The organism is Hydrogenophaga sp., from assembly GCF_036675665.1.
Lineage (GTDB): Bacteria > Pseudomonadota > Gammaproteobacteria > Burkholderiales > Burkholderiaceae_C > Hydrogenophaga.
This window is the reverse complement of sequence record NZ_JAKFEO010000037.1, coordinates 59,752-79,733: the sequence shown is the minus strand read 5'-3', so window position 1 is coordinate 79,733 and position 19,982 is coordinate 59,752. Positions and strand designations below refer to the sequence as shown.

The 19,982-nt window shown below is 66.1% G+C and carries 22 protein-coding genes; 15 read left to right on the top strand and 7 right to left on the bottom strand.

Features of this window, described 5'->3' with window-relative positions; all coding sequences use genetic code 11:
• The first annotated feature begins 35 nt into the window (after window positions 1-35).
• The 9 genes from V6M63_RS15050 (at window position 36) to V6M63_RS15010 (ending at window position 10,108) form a co-directional block, all read left to right on the top strand.
• Entirely contained in the window at window positions 36-1,214 is a 1,179-nt protein-coding gene (locus tag V6M63_RS15050) for an extracellular solute-binding protein (RefSeq protein WP_332743147.1), read from the top strand.
• 99 nt (window positions 1,215-1,313) lie between these two features.
• Window positions 1,314-2,417, top strand: a complete 1,104-nt coding sequence (locus V6M63_RS15045; protein ID WP_332743145.1) for an ABC transporter ATP-binding protein — start codon at window positions 1,314-1,316, stop codon at window positions 2,415-2,417.
• A 13-nt stretch (window positions 2,418-2,430) separates the two neighbouring features.
• The gene (locus tag V6M63_RS15040; RefSeq protein WP_332743143.1) at window positions 2,431-3,333 is read left to right on the top strand and encodes an ABC transporter permease; all 903 of its coding nucleotides are present in this window, start codon (window positions 2,431-2,433) and stop codon (window positions 3,331-3,333) included.
• Window position 3,334: 1 nt separating this feature from the next.
• Complete coding sequence (locus tag V6M63_RS15035; RefSeq protein WP_332743141.1) at window positions 3,335-4,195, top strand: ABC transporter permease; 861 nt, start codon at window positions 3,335-3,337, stop codon at window positions 4,193-4,195.
• Window positions 4,196-4,370: 175 nt separating this feature from the next.
• On the top strand, window positions 4,371-5,840 hold the full coding sequence (locus V6M63_RS15030; protein ID WP_332743140.1) for an aldehyde dehydrogenase: 1,470 nt from the start codon (window positions 4,371-4,373) through the stop codon (window positions 5,838-5,840).
• Between the two features lie 20 nt (window positions 5,841-5,860).
• On the top strand, window positions 5,861-7,150 hold the full coding sequence (gene gabT / locus V6M63_RS15025) for a 4-aminobutyrate--2-oxoglutarate transaminase (protein WP_332743357.1): 1,290 nt from the start codon (window positions 5,861-5,863) through the stop codon (window positions 7,148-7,150).
• Complete coding sequence (locus V6M63_RS15020) at window positions 7,147-8,481, top strand: type III glutamate--ammonia ligase (protein ID WP_332743138.1); 1,335 nt, start codon at window positions 7,147-7,149, stop codon at window positions 8,479-8,481. The genes gabT and V6M63_RS15020 overlap by 4 nt, the downstream gene beginning before the upstream one ends.
• Before the next feature lie 111 nt (window positions 8,482-8,592).
• Window positions 8,593-9,348: a hypothetical protein gene (locus V6M63_RS15015; protein ID WP_332743136.1), complete on the top strand. Its 756-nt coding sequence runs from the start codon at window positions 8,593-8,595 to the stop codon at window positions 9,346-9,348.
• A 244-nt stretch (window positions 9,349-9,592) separates the two neighbouring features.
• Window positions 9,593-10,108 (top strand): DUF1697 domain-containing protein, encoded by a 516-nt coding sequence (locus V6M63_RS15010; RefSeq protein WP_332743134.1) that lies wholly within the window; start codon window positions 9,593-9,595, stop codon window positions 10,106-10,108.
• Between the two features lie 422 nt (window positions 10,109-10,530).
• On the opposite strand, the gene V6M63_RS15005 is transcribed toward V6M63_RS15010, so the two are convergent.
• The 6 genes from V6M63_RS15005 to V6M63_RS14980 form a co-directional block, all read right to left on the bottom strand.
• The gene (locus tag V6M63_RS15005; RefSeq protein ID WP_332743132.1) at window positions 10,531-11,301 is read right to left on the bottom strand and encodes a class II aldolase/adducin family protein; all 771 of its coding nucleotides are present in this window, start codon (window positions 11,299-11,301) and stop codon (window positions 10,531-10,533) included.
• A gap of 100 nt (window positions 11,302-11,401) precedes the next feature.
• On the bottom strand, window positions 11,402-11,593 hold the full coding sequence (locus V6M63_RS15000; RefSeq protein WP_332743130.1) for a YgaP family membrane protein: 192 nt from the start codon (window positions 11,591-11,593) through the stop codon (window positions 11,402-11,404).
• A gap of 109 nt (window positions 11,594-11,702) precedes the next feature.
• Window positions 11,703-12,362: a Crp/Fnr family transcriptional regulator gene (locus V6M63_RS14995; RefSeq protein ID WP_332743128.1), complete on the bottom strand. Its 660-nt coding sequence runs from the start codon at window positions 12,360-12,362 to the stop codon at window positions 11,703-11,705.
• The gene (locus tag V6M63_RS14990) at window positions 12,359-12,646 is read right to left on the bottom strand and encodes a YkgJ family cysteine cluster protein (protein WP_332743126.1); all 288 of its coding nucleotides are present in this window, start codon (window positions 12,644-12,646) and stop codon (window positions 12,359-12,361) included. Before V6M63_RS14990 ends, V6M63_RS14995 begins: the two co-directional genes overlap by 4 nt.
• 12 nt (window positions 12,647-12,658) lie before the next feature.
• Window positions 12,659-13,249, bottom strand: coding sequence for an NADPH-dependent FMN reductase (locus V6M63_RS14985; protein ID WP_332743124.1), 591 nt, complete (start codon window positions 13,247-13,249; stop codon window positions 12,659-12,661).
• A 23-nt stretch (window positions 13,250-13,272) separates the two neighbouring features.
• Window positions 13,273-13,704 (bottom strand): hypothetical protein, encoded by a 432-nt coding sequence (locus V6M63_RS14980; protein ID WP_332743122.1) that lies wholly within the window; start codon window positions 13,702-13,704, stop codon window positions 13,273-13,275.
• Window positions 13,705-13,912: 208 nt separating this feature from the next.
• On the opposite strand from V6M63_RS14980, the gene mnmG reads away from it, so the two are divergent.
• The 6 genes from mnmG (at window position 13,913) to V6M63_RS14950 (ending at window position 19,520) form a co-directional block, all read left to right on the top strand.
• Window positions 13,913-15,886, top strand: a complete 1,974-nt coding sequence (gene mnmG, locus V6M63_RS14975) for a tRNA uridine-5-carboxymethylaminomethyl(34) synthesis enzyme MnmG (RefSeq protein WP_332743120.1) — start codon at window positions 13,913-13,915, stop codon at window positions 15,884-15,886.
• On the top strand, window positions 15,883-16,557 hold the full coding sequence (rsmG, locus tag V6M63_RS14970; RefSeq protein WP_332743118.1) for a 16S rRNA (guanine(527)-N(7))-methyltransferase RsmG: 675 nt from the start codon (window positions 15,883-15,885) through the stop codon (window positions 16,555-16,557). Before mnmG ends, rsmG begins: the two co-directional genes overlap by 4 nt.
• 79 nt (window positions 16,558-16,636) lie before the next feature.
• Window positions 16,637-17,251, top strand: coding sequence for a LysE family transporter (locus V6M63_RS14965; RefSeq protein WP_332743116.1), 615 nt, complete (start codon window positions 16,637-16,639; stop codon window positions 17,249-17,251).
• 9 nt (window positions 17,252-17,260) lie between these two features.
• Window positions 17,261-18,031, top strand: a complete 771-nt coding sequence (locus V6M63_RS14960) for a ParA family protein (protein WP_332743114.1) — start codon at window positions 17,261-17,263, stop codon at window positions 18,029-18,031.
• 17 nt (window positions 18,032-18,048) lie between these two features.
• Complete coding sequence (locus V6M63_RS14955) at window positions 18,049-18,588, top strand: RBBP9/YdeN family alpha/beta hydrolase (protein ID WP_332743112.1); 540 nt, start codon at window positions 18,049-18,051, stop codon at window positions 18,586-18,588.
• Window positions 18,589-18,605: 17 nt separating this feature from the next.
• Complete coding sequence (locus V6M63_RS14950; RefSeq protein WP_332743110.1) at window positions 18,606-19,520, top strand: ParB/RepB/Spo0J family partition protein; 915 nt, start codon at window positions 18,606-18,608, stop codon at window positions 19,518-19,520.
• A 31-nt stretch (window positions 19,521-19,551) separates the two neighbouring features.
• Here V6M63_RS14950 and V6M63_RS14945 read toward each other — a convergent pair whose 3' ends face one another.
• Complete coding sequence (locus V6M63_RS14945) at window positions 19,552-19,884, bottom strand: YegP family protein (RefSeq protein ID WP_332743108.1); 333 nt, start codon at window positions 19,882-19,884, stop codon at window positions 19,552-19,554.
• Window positions 19,885-19,982 lie beyond the last annotated feature (98 nt).

The following is a 19,982-nucleotide window of genomic DNA, read 5'->3' as shown; positions in this document are numbered from 1 at the left end:
TCATTGATCAACCCCTCTCAGGAGCGAGCACCACCATGAAGAAACACGTTTTGGTTATTGCAATGTCGGCGATCCTGCTGGCGTCGTGCGGCAAGAAGGAAGAGCCCGTGGCCGCTCCGGCCGAGCCGGCTCCGGTGGCTGCCGCCCCTGCCGCTCCGGCGGCCCCTGCCGGCCCGGTGTACGACGATGAGAAAGTCCTCAACATCTACAACTGGCCCGACTACATCCCCGAAGGCATGATCGCCAACTTCGAGAAGGAAAGCGGCATCAAGGTCAACTACGACACCTTCGAGACCAACGAAGCCCTGCACGCCAAGCTGGTGGCGGGCAACACCGGCTACGACATCGTCGTGCCCGGCACCGTGTTCGCCAAGGGCCAGATCGAAGGCGGCCTGCTGCAGCCGCTCAAGAAGGACCAGATCCCCAACCTGGCCAACCTGGATGCGGCGATCATGAGCACGCTGACCAAGGCCGATCCCGAGAACAAGCACCTGGTGCCGTGGGCCTGGGGCTTCACCACCGTGGGCATCAACAAGACCAAGGTCGAGAAGGCCCTGGGTGGCATGGCCATGCCCGAGAACGCCTGGGACCTGGTGTTCAAGCCCGAGTACACGAGCAAGCTCAAGTCGTGCGGCATCGCCTACCTGGACTCGCCCACCGAGATCATCCCGGTGGCGCTGCACTACATCGGCAAGGACGCTTACTCGAACGACCCGGCCGACTACAAGCTGGCCAACGAGATGCTCATGAAGGTGCGCAAGGACGTGCGCCTGTTCAGCTCCACCATGATCGACGACATTGCTGGTGGCAAGGCCTGCGTGGCCATCGGCTGGTCGGGCGACGTGAACATTGCTGCCGGCCGCGCCAAGGAGAACGGTTCCAAGGACGTGATCGAAGCCCTGCTGCCGAGCACCGGCGCGTTGATCTTCTTTGACACCATGGCCGTGACCAAGGACGCCAAGCACCCGAACAACGCGATGGCCTTCATCGATTTCTACCTGCGCCCGGAAAACGCCGCGGCCATGGCCAACGAGATGAACTACCCCACCGGCAACAAGGCGGCCACCGACAAGATCAACCCCGAGATTGCCGGCAACAAGACGATCTTTGTCGAGTCCGACTACTTCGCCAAGATGATCCCGCCCAGCAGCTTCACCAACGAAGCGCGCGAAGCCATGGCCAACGCCTACAACAGCTTCAAGAAGGGCAAGTAAGGCGACCCGGTTTTCATCAGACCTGACCCAGGGCTGTTCGTACGCACCGTATGAACAGCCCTTTTTCTTATCTGCACATCAAGACTTCAAGGACTGAACATGGCTGAGACGGGCACCCAGACGGGTTATCTGGTCACCGAAAAACTGGTCAAGCGCTTCGACGAGGCGGTGGCTGTGGACGAGGTGTCCCTCTCCATCGGCAAGGGCGAGATCTTCGCGCTGCTGGGCAGCTCGGGCTGCGGCAAGTCGACGTTGCTGCGCATGCTCGCCGGCTTCGAGAAGCCGACTTCCGGGCGCATCCTGCTGGGTGGCCAGGACGTGGCGGCCATGCCGCCCTACGAGCGCCCGGTCAACATGATGTTCCAGTCGTACGCGCTGTTTCCCCACCTCAACATCTGGGAGAACGTCGCCTTTGGCTTGAAGCGCGAAGGCCTGCCCAAGGCCGAGGTGCAGCAGCGCACCGACGAGATGCTGGGCCTGGTGCAGCTCACGCCCTACGCCCAGCGCAAGCCGCACCAGCTCTCGGGCGGCCAGCAGCAGCGCGTGGCGCTGGCGCGCAGCCTGGCCAAGCGGCCCAAGCTGCTGCTGCTCGACGAGCCCCTGGGCGCGCTCGACAAGAAGCTGCGCGAGCAGACCCAGTTCGAACTGGTGAACATCATCGAAAAAGTGGGCGTGACGGTGGTGATGGTCACGCACGACCAGGAAGAGGCCATGACCATGGCCAGCCGCATCGCCATCATGAGCAAGGGCCGCGTGCTGCAGGTGGGCAGCCCCGAAGAGATCTACGAACACCCGGCCAACCGCTTCGTGGCCGACTTCATCGGCAACGTCAACCTGTTCGAAGGCAAGCTCAGCGTGGACGAGCCCAACCGCTGCGCGGCAACCACCGTCGTCGGCGAGATTCATGTGGGCCACGGCGTGAGCGGCACGCTCCACATGCCGGTGACGATCGCCGTGCGGCCCGAGAAGATCGAGATCAGCAAGCAGCGCCCCGAGGGCGTCGGCCCCAACCTGTTCAGCGGCAAGGTCAAGGAGATCGCCTACTTCGGTTCCTACAACACCTACATCGTGCAGGCCGCCGAAGGCCTGCGCGTGAAGATCACCGAAGCCAACACCTCGCGCCAGGACCTGTCCGACATCACCTGGGAAGACAACGTCTTCTTCTGGTGGAGTGACATTGCCGGCGTGGTGCTGCGGGATTGAGCGGGAGGCCACCATGAGCACCTCACCCTTCATGCCCGGCAAACGCTTCGTCATCGGCGTGCCTTACGTCTGGCTGTTTGTCTTCTTCCTCCTGCCCTTCCTGATCCTGCTCTACATCAGCTTTGTGGACATGGGCGAGAGCATCAACCCGTTCAAGCCGATCTGGGACAGCCAGACCGGCCTGCTCAGCCTGAAGTACGAGAACTACTGGACCATCTTCCGCGACGAAGGCGGTGAGCTCTTCAAGACCATCTACATCGAGGCCTACCTGCGTTCGATCTGGTATGCGCTGTGGACGGCCATGCTGTGCCTGGTGATCGGCTACCCGTTCGCCTACTTCATCGCGCGTTCGCCGGCCAGCGTGCGCCCCGCGCTGCTGATGATGGTGATGCTGCCGTTCTGGACCTCGTTCCTGCTGCGCGTGTACGCATGGAAAGGCATCCTGGCCGACCAGGGCGTGCTCAACCAGCTGCTGATGGCCGTGGGCATCACGAGTGAGCCCATCCTGATGCTCTACACCAACGTGTCCATGCTGGTGGGCATGACCTATGTGTACCTGCCCTTCATGGTGCTGCCGCTGTACGCCACGCTGGTGAAGATGGACTTTCGCCTGCTCGAGGCTGCCTACGACCTGGGCACCACGCCGTTCAAGGCCTTCTGGCTGATCACCGTGCCGCTGTCCAAGGCCGGCATCGTGGCCGGCTTCATGCTGGTGTTCATTCCCTCGGTGGGCGAGTTCGTGATTCCCTCGCTGCTCGGCGGGCCGGAGAACATCATGATCGGCCGCGTCGTGTGGGACGAGATGTTCACCAGCAACAACTGGCCGCGCGCCACGGCGCTGGCGGTGGTGATGATCGCGCTGATCGTCGTGCCGCTGGCGATCTATTACCACTACACCAGCGACGAGGCGAAGTGACATGAAACAGATCCTCGAAAAACACTTCGGCAAATTCTGGCTTGCTGCGGTCTACCTGTTCCTGTACCTGCCGCTGTTCTTCATGATCGTGTTCAGCTTCAACAGCACACGGCAGGACGCCAACTTCACCGGCTTCTCGCTGCGCTGGTACGAGGCGCTCACGCGCGACACCAAGATCGTCGAGGGCTTCTGGCTCTCGCTCAAGATCGCCGCAGTCACCGGCGTGCTCTCGGCCGTGCTCGGCACCTTTGCCGCCTTCGTGCTGGTGCGCTACCGGCGCTTCGTCGGCCGCACCATCTTCTCGGGCATGGTCAACGCGCCGCTGGTGATGCCCGAGGTGGTGATCGGCCTGTCGCTGCTGCTGCTGATGGTGGGCGCGCAGAACGCCTTCGGCTGGCCCGAGCGCGGCATGCTCACCATCATCTTCGGCCACACACTGCTGGGCATGGCCTACGGCATGGTGGTGATCCAGTCGCGCCTGATGGAGATGAACCGCTCGATCGAGGAGGCCGCCATGGACCTCGGGGCGCGGCCGCTGCAGGTGTTTTTCCTGATCACCCTGCCCAACATCTTCCAGGGCATCCTGGCCGCCTTCCTGCTGTCGTTCACGTTGTCGTTCGACGACGTGGTGATCTCCGAATTCCTCTCCGGCCCGGGCGTGAACACGCTGCCACAGGTGATCTTCGGCTACGCGCGGCGCGGCATCAACCCGACCATCTACGCCGCGGCCACGCTGCTGATCGTGACGGTGACCATCGGCATCGTGGGCTACGCGGTGTGGGTGGCGCGCGCCACGCGCCGCCGCGAGCGTGAGATCGCCGCGGCGACGCGGGCCGAGCTGGTGGCCCTCAACCCGGGCTGAAGCCACCCGTGGCAGTGGCCCACTGGGCCGCTGCCGGCCGGCCAAAGTGGACTGGCGCGGGCCCGGGTTTCGGGCGTAGCATGGAACCAATCTCCCGTTCGCCCTGAGCCTGTCGAAGGGCTTCGACAGGCTCAGCCTGAACGGAATGGCAGTTCAACCCCCGGGACCCGATTCCATGACCGACCTGACTTTCGACGGCCGCGCATTCATCAACGGCGAACGCGTCGCCGCGCGCGATGGCCAGACCTTTGACTGCATCTCGCCGGTGGACGGCCGTGTGCTCACCGCCGTGGCGCGTTGCGGCGAGGCCGACATTGACGCCGCCGTGGCCGCCGGTCGCGCCGCCTTTGAAGACCGCCGCTGGAGCGGCCTGGCGCCAGCCCAACGCAAGCGCATCATGATCAAGTTCGCCGAGCAGTTGGGTGCGCACGCCGACGAACTGGCGCTGACCGAAACGCTGGACATGGGCAAGCCCATCAAGTACGCCAAGAGCGTGGACGTGAACAGCGCGGCCAGCTGCATCCGCTGGTACGGCGAGGCGGTGGACAAGGTGTACGACGAGATCGCACCCACGGGGCGCACTGCGCTGGCGCTGATCACGCGCGAGCCGGTGGGTGTGGTGGGCGTGATCGTGCCCTGGAATTACCCCCTGATCATGGCGGCGTGGAAGATCGCGCCCGCGCTGGCCGCCGGCAATTCGGTGGTCTTGAAACCCAGCGAAAAGAGCCCGCTCACAGCGCTGCGCCTGGCCGAGCTGGCGCTGGCCGCCGGCATCCCGCCCGGCGTGTTCAACGTGGTGCCGGGCTACGGCCCCGAGGCCGGCAGCCCGCTGGCCCTGCACATGGACGTGGACTGCATCGCCTTCACCGGCAGCACCCGCGTGGGCAAGCAGATCCACGTGATGGCCGGACAGAGCAACCTCAAGCGCGCCTGGACCGAGCTCGGCGGCAAGTCGCCCAACATCGTGTTCGCCGACTGCCCGAACCTGGACAAGGCGGTGGACGCGGCGGTGAGCAGCATCTTCTTCAACCAGGGCGAGAGTTGCAACGCGCCCTCGCGCCTGTTCGTGGAGGCGTCGATCAAGGACGCCTTCCTGGAGAAAGCCTTGAAGCTGGTGCCCGACTACCAACCCGGCAACCCGCTGGACAAGTCCACCACCATGGGTGCCATCGTCGACAAGGTTCAGATGGACACGGTGCTGCGCTACATCGAGTCGGGCAAATCCGAGGGCGCGAAGCTGCTGACCGGCGGCGAGTCGGCCATGCCGGTGGCCGGCGGCAACTACGTGCTGCCCACCATCTTCGACGGCGTGACGCCGCAGATGACGATCGCGCGTGAGGAGATCTTTGGCCCGGTGCTCTCGGTGCTCTCGTTCACAGACGCGGCCGAGGTGGTGCGCGAGGCCAACAACAGCGTGTACGGCCTGCAGGCCGCCGTGTGGACCCGCGACATCAACAAGGCGCACGGCGTGGCGCGTGCGCTGCGCGCGGGCACGGTGCACGTGAACTCGTACGACGAGGACGACATCACCGTGCCGTTTGGCGGCTTCAAGCAGAGTGGCGTGGGGCGCGACAAGTCGCTGCATGCGTTCGACAAGTACACCGAGACGAAAACCACCTGGATCAGGATCGACAGCCCCGTTTGAAGGAGACCACGATGAACGCCATGAACGACATCAAGACCGACAGCACCAACGCCGCCTGGCACGCGCGCCGCCAGGCTGCCACGCCGCGCGGCGTGGGGGTGTATGGCGACTTCTTCATCGACCGGGCCTTGAACGCCGAGTTCTGGGACATCGAGGGCCGCCGCTTCATCGACTTCGCGGGCGGCATCGCGGTGCTCAACACCGGCCACGTGCACCCCAAGGTGCAGGCCGCCATTGCGGCGCAGCTGCAGCGCTTCACCCACAGCTGTTACCAGGTTGTCCCCTACACCGAGTACGTGGCGCTGGCCGAGCGCATCAACGCCATCGTGCCGATCGACGGTCCGGTGAAGACCGCGTTTTTCTCCACCGGCGCGGAGGCGATCGAGAACGCGATGAAGATCGCGCGCTACAGCACCGGGCGCACCGGCGTCATCGCCTTTGGCGGTGCCTTCCACGGCCGCAGCATGTTCGCGGTGGCGCTCACCGGCAAGGTGCAGCCCTACAAGGCCGGCTTCGGCCCGTTTCCGCCCGAGATCTACCACGTGCCGTTTCCGTGCCAGGGTGTGTCGCTCGATGACACGAAGCACGCGATGGAGCAACTGTTCAAGTGCGACATCGAGCCTTCGCGTGTGGCGGCCATCGTGTTCGAGCCGGTGCAGGGCGAGGGCGGTTTCAACGTGATCCAGCCGGCGGCCGTGAAGTGGTTGCGCGAGCTGTGTGACCAGCACGGCATCCTGCTGGTGGCCGACGAGGTGCAGACCGGCTTTGCGCGCACCGGCAAGATGTTTGCCATGGAGCATTTCGGTGTGAGCCCCGACCTCATGACCATGGCCAAGAGCATGGCTGGCGGCACCACGCTCTCCGCCGTGTCGGGCAAGGCCGCCATCATGGACGGCCCGGCCCCGGGCGGCCTGGGCGGCACCTACGCCGGCAACCCACTGGCCATCGCGGCGTCGCATGCGGTGCTCGACGTGATGGCCGAGGAAAAGCTGCCCGAGCGCGCGCAGAAGCTGGGTGACCAGCTCATCGGCCACCTGACGACCCAGAGCGCCATGTACCCCAAGCGCATGGGCGACGTGCGCGGCCTGGGCGCCATGGTGGCTTGCGAATTCATCGACCCCGCCGGCGCGCCCGATGCCGACACCACGAAGCAGGTGCAAGCCGCCGCACTCAAGCGTGGCCTGCTGCTGCTGACCTGCGGCGTCCACGGCAACGTGATCCGTTTCCTCTTTCCGTTGACCATCGAAGACAGCGTGTTTGCCGAAGGCCTGGCCGCGTTCGATGCCGCGCTGGCCGAGGTGCTCGCTTGAGCTTGTCATTGGACGAACGTATCTACGCCCTGCGCGCGCAGGGCATCCACTCGGTGCTCACCACCTTCACCGACCTGCCCGGCGGTCCCAAGGGCAAGCTGGTGCCGCTCGAAGGCCTGCCCGGTGCGGTGGCCAGCGGCGCCGGCTTCTCCGGCCCGAGCATCAGCGGCACCGGCCTGCCGCGCATGGGCGCGCGCAGCGAGTACATGGGCCGGGTGGTGCCCGAGAGCTTGCGGCCCCTGCCCTTCATGCCCGGCGTGGCACACGCGGTGTGCGACGGTTTTGCCGGCGGCGAGCCATTGGATACCTGCTCGCGCCAGGTGCTCAAGCGCCAGGTCGAGCGCCTGAACGCGCGCGGCTGGACGCTGTGGGTCGGCATCGAGCCCGAGTTTTTCCTGCTCAAGCGCGACGCGCAGGGCCGCTGGCAGGTGGCCGATGCCTTGGACGGTCTCTCCAAACCCTCGTACGACCTGCAGGCCATCGGCCGCAACTTCGCCTTTCTCGATGCCATGCGCCAGACGCTCACCGCGCTGGGCTTCGGGTTGCAGCAGATCGACCACGAAGACGCGTGTGGCCAGTACGAGATCAACTACCAGCACGACGACGCGCTGGCCGCCGCCGACCGTTACCAGCTCTTCAAACTGGCCGCGCAGGCGGTGGCGGCGCAACACGGCGCGGTGTTCTCCACCATGCCCAAGCCGCTGGCGCACGCGCCGGGCAGTGGGCTGCATTTCCACCTGAGCCTCACCGATGCGGACGGTCGGGCGGTGATGGCCGACCCGGCCGGCGCGCTGGGCCTGAGCACCACTGGCCACCAGTTCGCCGCCGGCCTGCTGCACCACGCCGACGCATTGGCCGCCCTGTGCGCGCCCACCGTCAACAGCTACAAGCGCCTGGCGGCCAGCCGCAGCGCATCCGGCACGACCTGGTCGCCGGTGTGGAAGGCCATGGGCGACAACAACCGCACCTGCCTTGTGCGCACCGTGGCCGGGCGCATCGAGTGGCGCCTGCCCGACCCGTCGTGCAACGTGTACGCCGCCATCGCCGCCACGCTGGCCGCCGGCCTCTCGGGCATCGAGCAGGCCTTGCCCGCCACCACGCCCTGCGCCGACGATCTGTATGAATTGCACGCGCGTGGCGAAGCCTTGCCCGAACGCCTGCCGCGCGACCTGTTCGCCGCGCTGCAGGCGCTCGAGCAGGACGCACCGTTGCGTGCCGCCGTGGGCGATGCGTTCTGTGCCGAGTTCCTCGCGCTCAAGCGCGCCGAATGGGCCAGCTACAGCCAGCAGGTGAGCGACTGGGAGTTGGATCGCTACGGCAACGCCGCCTGATCGAAAGCACCCCCGCGCCGCCTGCGGCCTCACCCCCTCAAGGGGGCGCACCCCGCGGCCTGGCAGAGCCAGTTCCGCGGGGTGCCCCGGGTTTCGGGATAATCCGGCTGCTTGAACACCCCCACCGCCCCTGCCGCCCCCACCGCGTCCGCCAAGACCTGGACCAAGACCGCCGACCGGCCGCTGCGCAGCTGGCGCAAGTCCGCCAGCATCTGGGTGTTCGCGCATTTCGTCGGTGTGCCGGTGCCGTGGCACGCGGTGCGCCAGACCGATGGCGCCGAGCTGCTCGCCTTTGAGCACCAGCGCCTGCTGACCCTGGCGGCCGCCGGCGAGCACGTGCCCACCGTGCTGGCTTTCGACGGCTTTTCACTGACCACCAGCGACATCGGCGACACGCTGGACCATGTGCTGCACCGCCTGCCCGAAGGTGAACACCTGGCGCTGATGTGCGCCGCCAGCGCCGACCTGGCGGGCTTTCACACCCGCGGCCACTGGCACGGCGGCGCCCAGACCCGCAACCTCACCTGGAACGGCGAACACTTCGCCCGGCTCGACTTCGAAGAGCGCCTGCAACCCGGCATGGCGCTGGCCACGGTGCAGGTGTACGACGCGCTGCAGCTGTTGCTGTCATTGGCGCGCTACCTGCAGCCGCAGGGGCCGGACGCGGTGCGCGCGGTGCTGCAGGCCTACGCCGACGCGGGTACCGGCGGCCCCGCCCTGCGCGACTTCATTGCGCACCTGTTGCCGCGCCTGGGCTGGGTGTCGAAGCTGGCATCGTTGTCCCCTCGACTGGACGGCTCGCGAGAACTCATGCGGTTGCGCACTGTGCTGGAAGGCATGACGGCGTTCGTGGCGCGGGCTGGCTAGCCGTTGCATCTCGGGTGGCTGGCATTCGAGAACACCGGCAGCCAGGGCAGATCGAGTGACATTGACCAACGTTCAGTTGCGCACCCGCTTTGAGCAAAATTGCATTCGGTTCAGGTCGCGGATGGTTCGTTCTCTCGCACGCCTGACCCTTCGCTGGAGCGGATGCGCGGAAGATGAAGTGCCAAGCTCAAACTGCGGCGCGCTCGCCGCTCAGCTCAGCCGTTAGACCACAACTGGAGCCTCCATGCAGCGCTATGTAGCCTTCCTTCGGGGCGTCAGCCCGATGAACTGCAAGATGCCAGAGCTAAAACGCTGCTTCGAAGCTGCGGGCTTCGGTGATGTCAAGACTCTCCTGTCCAGTGGAAACGTGGCGTTTTCAGCGAACCCGGCAATCGTTCCCATCCTGGAAAAAATGGCAGAGGCGGCAATGGAAAAACACCTTGGAAGGACGTTCCAGACCATTGTCAGACCTTCCCCCTTTCTTCAGTTGCTTGTCGAACGAGCGCCATTCGGTGAGTTCAACTTGCCTGCCAACGCAAAACCAGTCATCACTTTCCTGCGCAAGCCACACGAAGAGCCGATCAAGCTGCCAATAGAGAAGTCGCAAGCCTCCATCCTCAGGCTGGAGCGCACAGAAGTGTTCTCGGCCTATGTGCCCAACGAGAAAGGCCCTGCCTTCATGGTGTTGCTCGAAAAGACATTCGGCAAAGAGATCACAACAAGAACACTTGAAACTGTTCGAAGGTGTTCGGCCGCGTAGCGTTGTGTGGCGAGAATGCGGCCCTTCTGAGGTTCAAACAAGGCACCCTGACATGCAAGGCATCCCATCCGTGAGCAAGGTGTTCGTCGCAATCTACGTCGCAGCAGTTCTGGCTCTGGCCGTAACTGCAGTGCTTGTTTGGCGGCTCAGGTGCGAGAGCTTCGGGTGCATGGGCGTCGGGGTTGCCTGGTTCGCCTGGGTTGTTTCGTTCTTCCCTGTCTTGGCCATCGGTGCCGTTCTACGGTCAAGCCAAGCCGTAGGTGCCAGACTTCTTCAGGTCACACGTGCAGTGGTGTGGGTTCAGGTGGCACTCGGAGCCGCATTGCTGGTGGTCTGGGTGAGCAAGAATGCAGCCTGACCCTTCCATCGAGCGGGGCGCACAAAGGCCGCAGTGCGCATTCCCTTCGGGTCTTCGGAGACGCTCAAGTCCTGTACCCCGCATCCAGCTTCTCCACCTTGCGCAGCAGCGCCGGCCAGGCCAGCTGTGAGCCCAGCCCGGCGGTGGCCACGCGCATCACGTCGGCCATGCCGGCGAGGATGGCGGGGTCGACCTGGGTGAGTTCGGTGCCGCCGGCCAGGGCGTCGATCTGGATGCGGCAGGTGTTCTCCAGCGTGTACATGGCCAGGAAGGCGTCGGGGATGGTCTTGCCCACGGTGAGCAGGCCGTGGTTGCGCAGCACCAGGTGGTTGGCTTTGCCCAGGTCGGCCTGCAGGCGCACCTTTTCCTCGGACCGCAAGGCCACGCCTTCGTAGGCGTGGTATGCGAGAGAAGCGAGTACAAACGTACTTTGCTGGCTGATGGGCAGAATGCCGGCCTTCTGCGCGCTCACCGCCACGCCGGCGCGCGAGTGGGTGTGCATCACGCAGCCGGCTTCGGGGCGCGCTTCGTGCACGGCGCTGTGGATCACGAAGCCGGCGGGGTTCACCGGAAAGGGCGAGTCCAGCAGCTTGTTGCAGCCCATGTCGACCTTGACCAGGCTGCTCGCCGTGATCTCGTCGAACATCAGGCCGTAGGGGTTGATGAGGAAGTGGTGCTCCCCGCCGGTGACCGAGTCGGGCAGCTTGGCGCTGATGTGGGTGAAGACCAGATCGCTCCAGCCGTAGGCCGCGACGAGGCGGTAGCAGGCGGCAAGGTCACAACGCAGCGCCCATTCTTCGGCGCTGACGACTTCTCTGAGGGACGGGATGTGCATGGGGTGTCTCCTGGCGCGCCTCGACCGGACGCGAGCCCTGCACTTTATGCCGCTTGGGCACGTCTGTCGTGTCCCAGCAAGGACAGACGCGCCCGATGGGTCACTTCTTCATGGAGCAGGTGTTGAAGCCCAGCATGGCGTAGGGCGGGCACCAGCCCACCAGGCCGGTGAGCAGGGGCACCACGCCGATGTAACCCCACAGGCCGACGGTGCCGGTGGCGGCCGCGGCGATGAGGGCCAGGCCGATGGCGATGCGAAGGGCGCGGTCGATGCCGCCGACGTTTTTGGTCATGGTGTTTCTCCGTTGACTGGGCCGCCCCGGAGTGGGGTGGTGTGCAGCCATTGGGCCCGCAGGCGCACGCCGGGTATGTGACCTGGGTCACAGAGGTCTGGCGGCAGTGTCAACGGGGCTGCAGGGCGGCGAGTGCACGCAGGGCGGCACTGTCGCGCACGGTGATGCACTCGCGCGAGAGCTCCACCCAGCCGTCGCGCTCGAAGCGGTGCAGCAGGCGGGTGACGATTTCGCGCACCGTGCCCAGCTCGTCGGCCAGCGCCTGGTGGGTGGCGTGCACCTGGGTGCCGTGGCCGAGCAGGGCGGCGGCCAGGCGGCTGTCGAGCCGCTGGAAGGCAATGGCCTCGATCAGGCCGGTGAGGTCGGCCAGGCGCGCGGCGAACAGGCCGAGCACGAAGTCCCGAAAGTCGGTGTGGGCCAGCGCGGCGCGGAACGCCGCAGGCGCCAGCAGCGCCAGCCGGGTGGGCTTGACCGTGACCCCGTGTGCGCTCAGCGGCTGCTCCACGAACAGGCACGACGAGGACACCAGGCACATCTCGCCCGGCACCACGCGGTAGAGCTCCAGCTCGCGCCCGCTGCTGGCCGAGCGCGAGACCCGCACCTCGCCGCTGAGCAGCAGCGGAAAGCCGCCGCAGCGCTCCTGTTCACGAAACAGGGTGGTGCCGGCGGGCACGTCCATCACGGCCAGGGCTTCGGCGTCGGTGGCCGACACGGCCGACTGGAGCGCCGGGTAGAGGTGGCTGAGGCTGCGCCAGTCGGTGGTGTTCATGGGGGTTGGGGTTGGGTGTCGCGTTCCAGCTGGCTCAGCCAGGCCATGGCGTGTTCGCGGTTGTTGCCGCACATCTCGGGCCCGGGGGCGAGTGAGCTGCACACCGCCGGGCGCTCGGGCTGGCCGAACAGCCGGCAACGCAATTCGGCGTCAAGCTGCGGGCAGGCCATGCCGGCGGGTTTGCCCATCGGCAGGCCGGGCAAGGGGCTGCTGATGGACGGCGCGGTGCAGCAGGCCGCACAGCCGGGGCGGCAAGTCAGGGGCGGCGGGACAGCCAAGACCATGGGTTGTGAAACTCAGGGCTGCAGCCGCTGACCAGCCCACAGAACCTGGTCGACCACGCCGTGCACGGCGTTGCGCGCGGCTTCGGTGGCCAGTTGGCCGTCGGGGTCGAAGGCTTCACCCGCCCGAGAGAGCGCAAACTGCCTGGGCGCCACCCAGCACTCCAGATTCAGGAGCAGTGGCGTGAGGTGCGACAGGCTCCGCAGGCCCCCCAGGGCGCCGGGCGAGGCGCTCAGCAGGCCCACCACCTTGCCGGTGAACGGCTTGGTGCCGTTGGACCAGAGCGGGTCGCCCTTGATGGGGCTGGAGACCCAGTCGATGGTGTTCTTCAGCAGCGCGGTGTAGCTGCCGTTGTACTCGGGCGAAACGATGATCCAGGCCGGGTGGGCGTGGAAGAGTTCCTTGAGCTTGACGGCGGCCGCGGGCGTGCCGCGCGCTTCCAGGTCGGCGTTGTAGATCGGCAGATCGAAATCGGCCAGTTCGATGTGGGTGACCTGGGCGCCTTCGGCCTGGGCGCGTCTGGCGGCGACCGTGGCCAGCTGTCGGTTGAAGGATTGGCGGCGGGTGCTGCCTGCAAAAACGAGGAGGGGAAGGGGTGTGCTCATCCTCCCATTGTCGTGTCCTTCGCTCAGAAGACGCTGTTGAAGAAACCGCCGTCCTCGGGTTCAGGGGGTGGTGCTGGCGGCGGAGGTGGAGACGGGGGTGCCACCGGTGCCGGTGCCGGTACCGGGGAAGGGGCGGGTGCGGGCGGGCAGCGGGTGCTCGACAGCCCCCACGCGACCTGGAAGTGCTCCATGACCAGGTCGCGGCTGAAGGTGACGGTGGTGCGCCGGAAGCTGTAGCCCACACCCACGTCCAGGCCGATCCGGCGGCCGTCGCCGGGGAAGAAGCTCACGCCCGCGGCCAGCACCGGCTGGTTGCGGCGGTCGGACGACAGGATCTTGAAGGTGACGCCGGTGTCGCCGCCAAAGTTGTGGCTGATGCCGAACATGAAGCCGGCGCTGGCTTGAGCGTTGAAGCAGGCGAGCGCAGCGGAGGCCGCGAGCCAGTGTGTTTTCATGCGAATCCTTCCTGTGGTCTGCCCGGGAATGGGCCGGCGCTCAGGTTAGGAATTCGCTGGCGTGCCCGCCATCCGGGCATCGCGCTGGGGCCGACGCCCCTCCTGCGTCGGCCGGATGGCGGGGGTGGGGCAGAAAAGGCGCAACGGTGGGACAATCCCGGGTTGCCCGGGGCGCCGGGCTGGCAGCACCCCGGAAGCGATCACCACCATGTTGTACCCCCAGGAATTTGACGTCATCGTCGTTGGCGGCGGCCACGCCGGCACCGAAGCCGCGCTCGCGGCTGCGCGGATGGGCAGCAAGACGCTGCTGCTGACCCACAACATCGAGACCCTGGGCCAGATGAGCTGCAACCCCAGCATCGGCGGCATTGGCAAGGGCCACCTGGTCAAAGAGGTGGACGCCATGGGCGGCGCCATGGCGCTGGCCACCGACGAAGGCGGCATCCAGTTCCGCATCCTCAACAGCTCCAAGGGTCCGGCCGTGCGCGCCACCCGCGCCCAGGCCGACCGCGTGCTCTACAAGGCCGCGATCCGCCGCATGCTGGAGAACCAGCCCAACCTCTGGTTGTTCCAGCAGGCGGTGGACGACCTGATGGTCGAAGGTGACCGCGTGGTGGGTGCCGTGACGCAGGTGGGCATCCGCTTTCGCAGCCGCACCGTGGTGTTGACCGCCGGCACCTTCCTCGACGGCAAGATCCATGTGGGCTTGAACAACTACGCGGCCGGCCGCGCGGGTGACCCGCCCGCGGTGTCGCTCTCGGCGCGCCTGAAAGAGCTCAAGCTGCCGCAGGGGCGCCTGAAAACCGGCACGCCGCCGCGCCTGGACGGCCGCAGCATCGACTACAGCCAGTGCACCGAGCAGCCCGGCGACGGCGTGCCCGGCGGCATGAACGCCGACAAACCCGTGCCCGTGTTCAGCTTCTTGGGCAACACAGCCATGCACCCGCAGCAGGTGCCGTGCTGGATCACGCACACCAACGAGCGCACGCACGACATCATCCGCAGCGGCTTCGACCGCAGCCCCATGTTCACCGGCAAGATCGAGGGCGTGGGCCCGCGTTACTGCCCGAGCGTGGAAGACAAGATCAACCGCTTTGCCGACAAGGACAGCCACCAGATCTTTCTGGAGCCCGAAGGCCTGACCACCCACGAGGTCTACCCCAACGGCATCTCCACCAGCCTGCCGTTCGACATCCAGTACCAGCTGGTGCGCAGCATGAAGGGTCTGGAGAACGCCCACATCCTTCGGCCGGGCTACGCCATCGAGTACGACTACTTCGACCCGCGTTCGCTCAAGAGCAGTTTCGAAACCAGGCAGATCCAGGGCCTGTTCTTCGCGGGCCAGATCAATGGCACCACGGGCTACGAAGAGGCGGCGGCGCAGGGCATGTTCGCCGGCATCAACGCCGCGCTGCAGTGCCGGGGTGAAGACGCCTGGTTGCCGCGCCGCGACGAGGCCTACCTCGGCGTGCTGGTGGACGACCTCATCACCCAGGGCGTGACCGAGCCCTACCGCATGTTCACCAGCCGGGCCGAGTTCCGCCTGCAGCTGCGCGAGGACAACGCCGACATGCGCCTGACCGAAGCGGGTCGTCGCATGGGCCTGGTGGGCGATGCCCAATGGGGCGCCTTCTGCCGCAAGCGCGACGCTGTTTCACGTGAAACAGAGCGCCTCAAAGCCACCTGGGTGAACCCGCGCAGTTTGCCCGCGGCCGAATCGGAGCGGGTGCTGGGCAAGGCCATCGAACACGAACACAACCTGTTCGACCTGCTGCGCCGGCCCGGCGTGGCTTATGCCGAACTGGTGGGGCTCGACGCCGGAAAGTACGCGGGGCCCGATGTTTCACGTGAAACACTGGGCGACCTGCTGGAGCCGGTGGTGGAGCAGGTGGAAATTGCGGCCAAGTACTCGGGCTACATCGACCGCCAGAAGAACGAAGTGGAGCGGGCCTCGCACTTCGAGGGCCTCAAGCTGCCGACCGATCTGGACTACTTGCAGGTGACGGCCTTGTCGTTCGAGGCGCGGCAAAAGCTGGCCAAACACCGGCCCGAGACGCTGGGCCAGGCTTCGCGCATCTCGGGCATCACGCCCGCGAGCATCTCGCTGCTGCTGATCCATTTGAAGAAGGGTGGCTTCAAGGGCTTTGCCACCTTGCCAGTGGCGGCGGATCTGGAAGCATGAGCGATTTGAGGACCACCCTGCAGGCCGGCCTGCAGTCGCTGCAGCTCGCGCTCGACGCACGCCAGGTCGATCTGTTGCTCGACTACCTGGGCCTGCTTCAGAAGTGGAACAAGGTCTACAACCTCACGGCCGTGCGCTTGCCCGAAGAGATGATGACCCACCACCTGCTGGACAGCCTGGCGGCCATCAAGCCCTTGCTTCAACAAGTGGGCGATCGGCCGGCCAAGCTGCTCGACGTGGGTTCCGGCGGCGGCTTGCCCGGCGTGGTGATCGCCATCGCCTGCCCACAGATCGACGTGACCTGCGTGGACACCGTGGCCAAGAAGGCAGCCTTTATCCAGCAGGCGGCCGCCACCCTGAAGCTGCCCAACCTGCGCGGGCTGCACGCTCGGGTGGAGAGTCTCAACGCCCTGTCGGGGCAGGGCTTTGACGTGGTGTGCTCGCGCGCCTTCGCCTCGCTGGTGGACTTCACCAACTGGTCGCAAGGCGCGCTGATGCCCGGTGGCGTCTGGATGGCCATGAAGGGCAAACACCCCGGCGACGAGCTGGCCACGTTGGCGTCCGAGGCCGGTGCGGTGGATGTGTTTCACGTGGAACAGCTCCAGGTGCCCGGGCTGGACGCCGAGCGTTGCATTGTCTGGATGCGCCCAGGGCCCGCGGCTGTGGCCTGAGCAACACGGCGCATCGATCGCCGCCGTGACGCCAAAACCCTTCACGTAAACTCGACCCTCCACTTCCCGGGGGATCTCCATGTTCGGCATTGCAGACTACGGCGCTTTTGTCGCCGCCATCGTCGTGTTCCTGCTCATTCCCGGACCGGGCAATCTGGCGCTGGTCACCTCCACCGGCAAGGGTGGCATTTCGGGCGGGCTGGCCGCCACTCTGGGCGTGATCGCCGGTGACCAGGTGCTGATGTGGCTGGCCGTGGCCGGTGTGGCGGCCTTGCTCGCGGCTTACCCGGCGGCCTTCAGCGCCGTGCAGTGGCTGGGTGCGGCCTACCTGGCCTGGTTGGGCTTCAAGATGCTCGCCGCCAAGCCCGGCGGTGCGCCCATCCTCAACATCCGCCCGCGCCAGTATTTTCAGCAGGCCCTCGTCATCACCCTGCTCAACCCCAAGGCCATCGTGTTCTACATGGCCTTCTTTCCCCTGTTTGTGGACCCGGCCCGCCACCAGGGCCTGGTCACCTTCGGCGCCATGGCCGCCACCATCGCGGTGCTCACCTTCGCCTACGGTCTGACCGTGACCCTGCTCACCCACTTTCTGGCCGAGCGCATGCGCGCCAACCCGGTGATTGGCCGTGTGCTGGAGAAGGTCGCCGGCGTCTTCCTCATCGGCTTCGGCATCAAGCTGGCCATCTCCAAATAAGAAGAGCACATGGCGAAAATTTTCTGTGTGGCGAATCAGAAGGGCGGCGTCGGCAAGACCACCACCACGGTGAATCTGGCCGCCGGACTGGCCAAAGTGGGCCAGCGTGTGCTGATGGTCGACCTCGACCCGCAGGGCAACGCCACCATGGGCTCGGGTGTGGACAAGCGGCAAATGGCGCTCTCGGTGTACGACGTGCTCCTGGAGTCGGCCTCGGTGGCCGAGGCGGCGGTGTACTCGGAGAAGTGCGGCTACCACGTGCTCGGCGCCAACCGCGAGCTGGCCGGCGCCGAGGTCGAGCTGGTGGAGGTGGAGCGGCGCGAGAAGCGCCTGAAGACCGCGCTGGCCGAGGTGCTGGACAGCTACGACTTCGTGCTGATCGATTGCCCGCCATCCTTGAGCATGCTCACGCTCAACGGCCTGTGCGCCGCCCATGGCGTGATCGTGCCCATGCAGTGCGAGTACTTCGCGCTCGAGGGCTTGACCGACCTGGTCAACACCATCAAGCAGGTGCACGCCAATCTCAACAAGGACCTGGCCATCATCGGCCTGCTGCGCGTCATGTTCGACCCGCGCATCACCCTGCAGCAACAGGTGAGCGACCAGCTCAAGGCCCACTTCGGCGACAAGGTGTTCGACACCGTGATCCCGCGCAACGTGCGCCTGGCCGAAGCGCCGAGCTATGGCCTGCCCGGCGTCATCTTTGACCCAGGCGCCCGGGGCAGCCAGGCCTTTGTGGCCTTCGCGTCCGAGATGGTGGCGCGCATCGGCAAACTCTGAACCTCAGCTTGTTTCACGTGAAACCTCAGAACATCCTCATCCTTCCTGGCTGGCAGAACAGCGGCCCCGACCACTGGCAAAGCCTTTGGGAAAACAGCCATGGTTACCGACGGGTGGACCAGCACGACTGGATGCAGCCTCGCCGCGGTGACTGGATCGCGCGGCTCGAAGACGTGCTGTTCACCTGCGACGAACCCGCCGTGCTCGTGGCGCACAGCCTGGGCTGTCTGCATGCCGCGGCGTGGGCCGCGCATTCGCAGAACACGGCGCGCGTGAAAGCGGCGCTGCTGGTCGCGCCAGGGGACGCCGAGCGGGAGGAAATGCGCCCCGTGCTGCCCAGCTGGTCGCCCATTGCCATGCGGCGTCTGCCGTTTCCCAGCGTGCTGGTGGGCAGCCGCAACGATCCCTACTGCAGTTTCGAGCGTGCGCAGACCTTGGCCATGGCTTGGGGTTCGCGCTTTGTGGACCTGGGCGAAGCCGGCCACATCAATGCCGAGTCCGGCCTGGGCGACTGGCCTGCCGGTCACGCGGTGCTCGCCGAACTCATGAACCTCTGACTTTCGAAAGACGACCCATGGTCACCAAAAAACCCAAGGGCCTCGGCCGTGGACTCGAAGCACTGCTGGGCCCCAAGGTGGTGGACAGCGCGCCGGTGGATCCCGGCAGCCTGCCGTCAAGCCTGCTTCTCACCGAGCTGGTGGCGGGCCAGTACCAGCCGCGCACACGCATGGACGAGGGCGCGCTGTACGAACTGGCCGAGAGCATCAAGGTCCAGGGCGTGATGCAACCCATCCTGGTGCGCCAGCTGGCCGCCGGCCCGAACGCCGGCAAATACGAGATCATCGCCGGCGAGCGCCGCTTCCGCGCCTCGAAGCTGGCCGGGCTGGACAGCGTGCCGGTGTTGGTGCGCGACGTGCCCGACGAGTCGGCCGCCGCCATGGCGCTGATCGAGAACATCCAGCGCGAAGACCTGAACCCGCTGGAGGAAGCGCAAGGCCTGCAACGCCTGGTGAAGGAGTTTGGGCTCACTCACGAGCAAGCTGCCCAGGCCGTGGGCCGCTCGCGCAGCGCTGCCAGCAACCTGCTGCGCCTGCTGCAACTGGCCGAGCCGGTGCAGACCATGCTGATGGCCGGCGACCTGGACATGGGCCACGCGCGCGCCTTGCTGGCGCTGGACAAAGCCACCCAGATCACCGCCGGCAACCAGATCGCGGCGAAAAAGATGTCGGTGCGCGAGGCCGAGAGCCTGGTGAAGAAGCTGGGCGCCGAATTCGCGCTGTCGCCGCAAAAGCTCAAGAAAGACAAGTCGCGCGACATCCGCCGCGTGGAAGAAGAGCTGGCCGACCTGCTGATGGCCGAGGTGGAGGTGCGTGTGAAAAAGCGCGTCAAGCGCCACGGCCGCATCGAAGAGATGGGCGAGATCGCCATCCAGTTCGGCTCGCTGGACGCCCTCAACGGGCTGATCGACAAGCTGCGCGGCGGACATTGAGCGATCGGTCGGTCACCCGATCGGCCCCCTCTCAAGCCACGTTCTTCACCACGGTGGTCGGCCCGTTCGTGCGCACCGACTCCATGCCGGCGCGGCGCGCGGCCGCTGTCTTGTACATCTGGCTGGTGCCGATGATCTGGTGGTTGGCGGCCTTGAGGTTGAAATAGAACCGGCCATCCGACGCATCGCTGTGCGTGTAGGCGGATTCAACAGGGCTGTTCTTCTGGACCGAGGCGATCCCGTTGTCCGCGGCCGCGCGCGACGCGTAGAGCTCGCTGCGCAGAATCACCTCGCCGTTTGCCGCCTTCAGAACAAACGACAACTGGCCCTTGTCGTTCTTTTTCAATTCGTACCAACCCGCCATGTGACCTCCGTGCCGTGGTGAAAAGAGAGGTCCATCGTACGCAGGCCAGGGCGGCTGTGCGGCCTTTGATGCCGCAGGCGCGGCACCGCAGGCGGTGC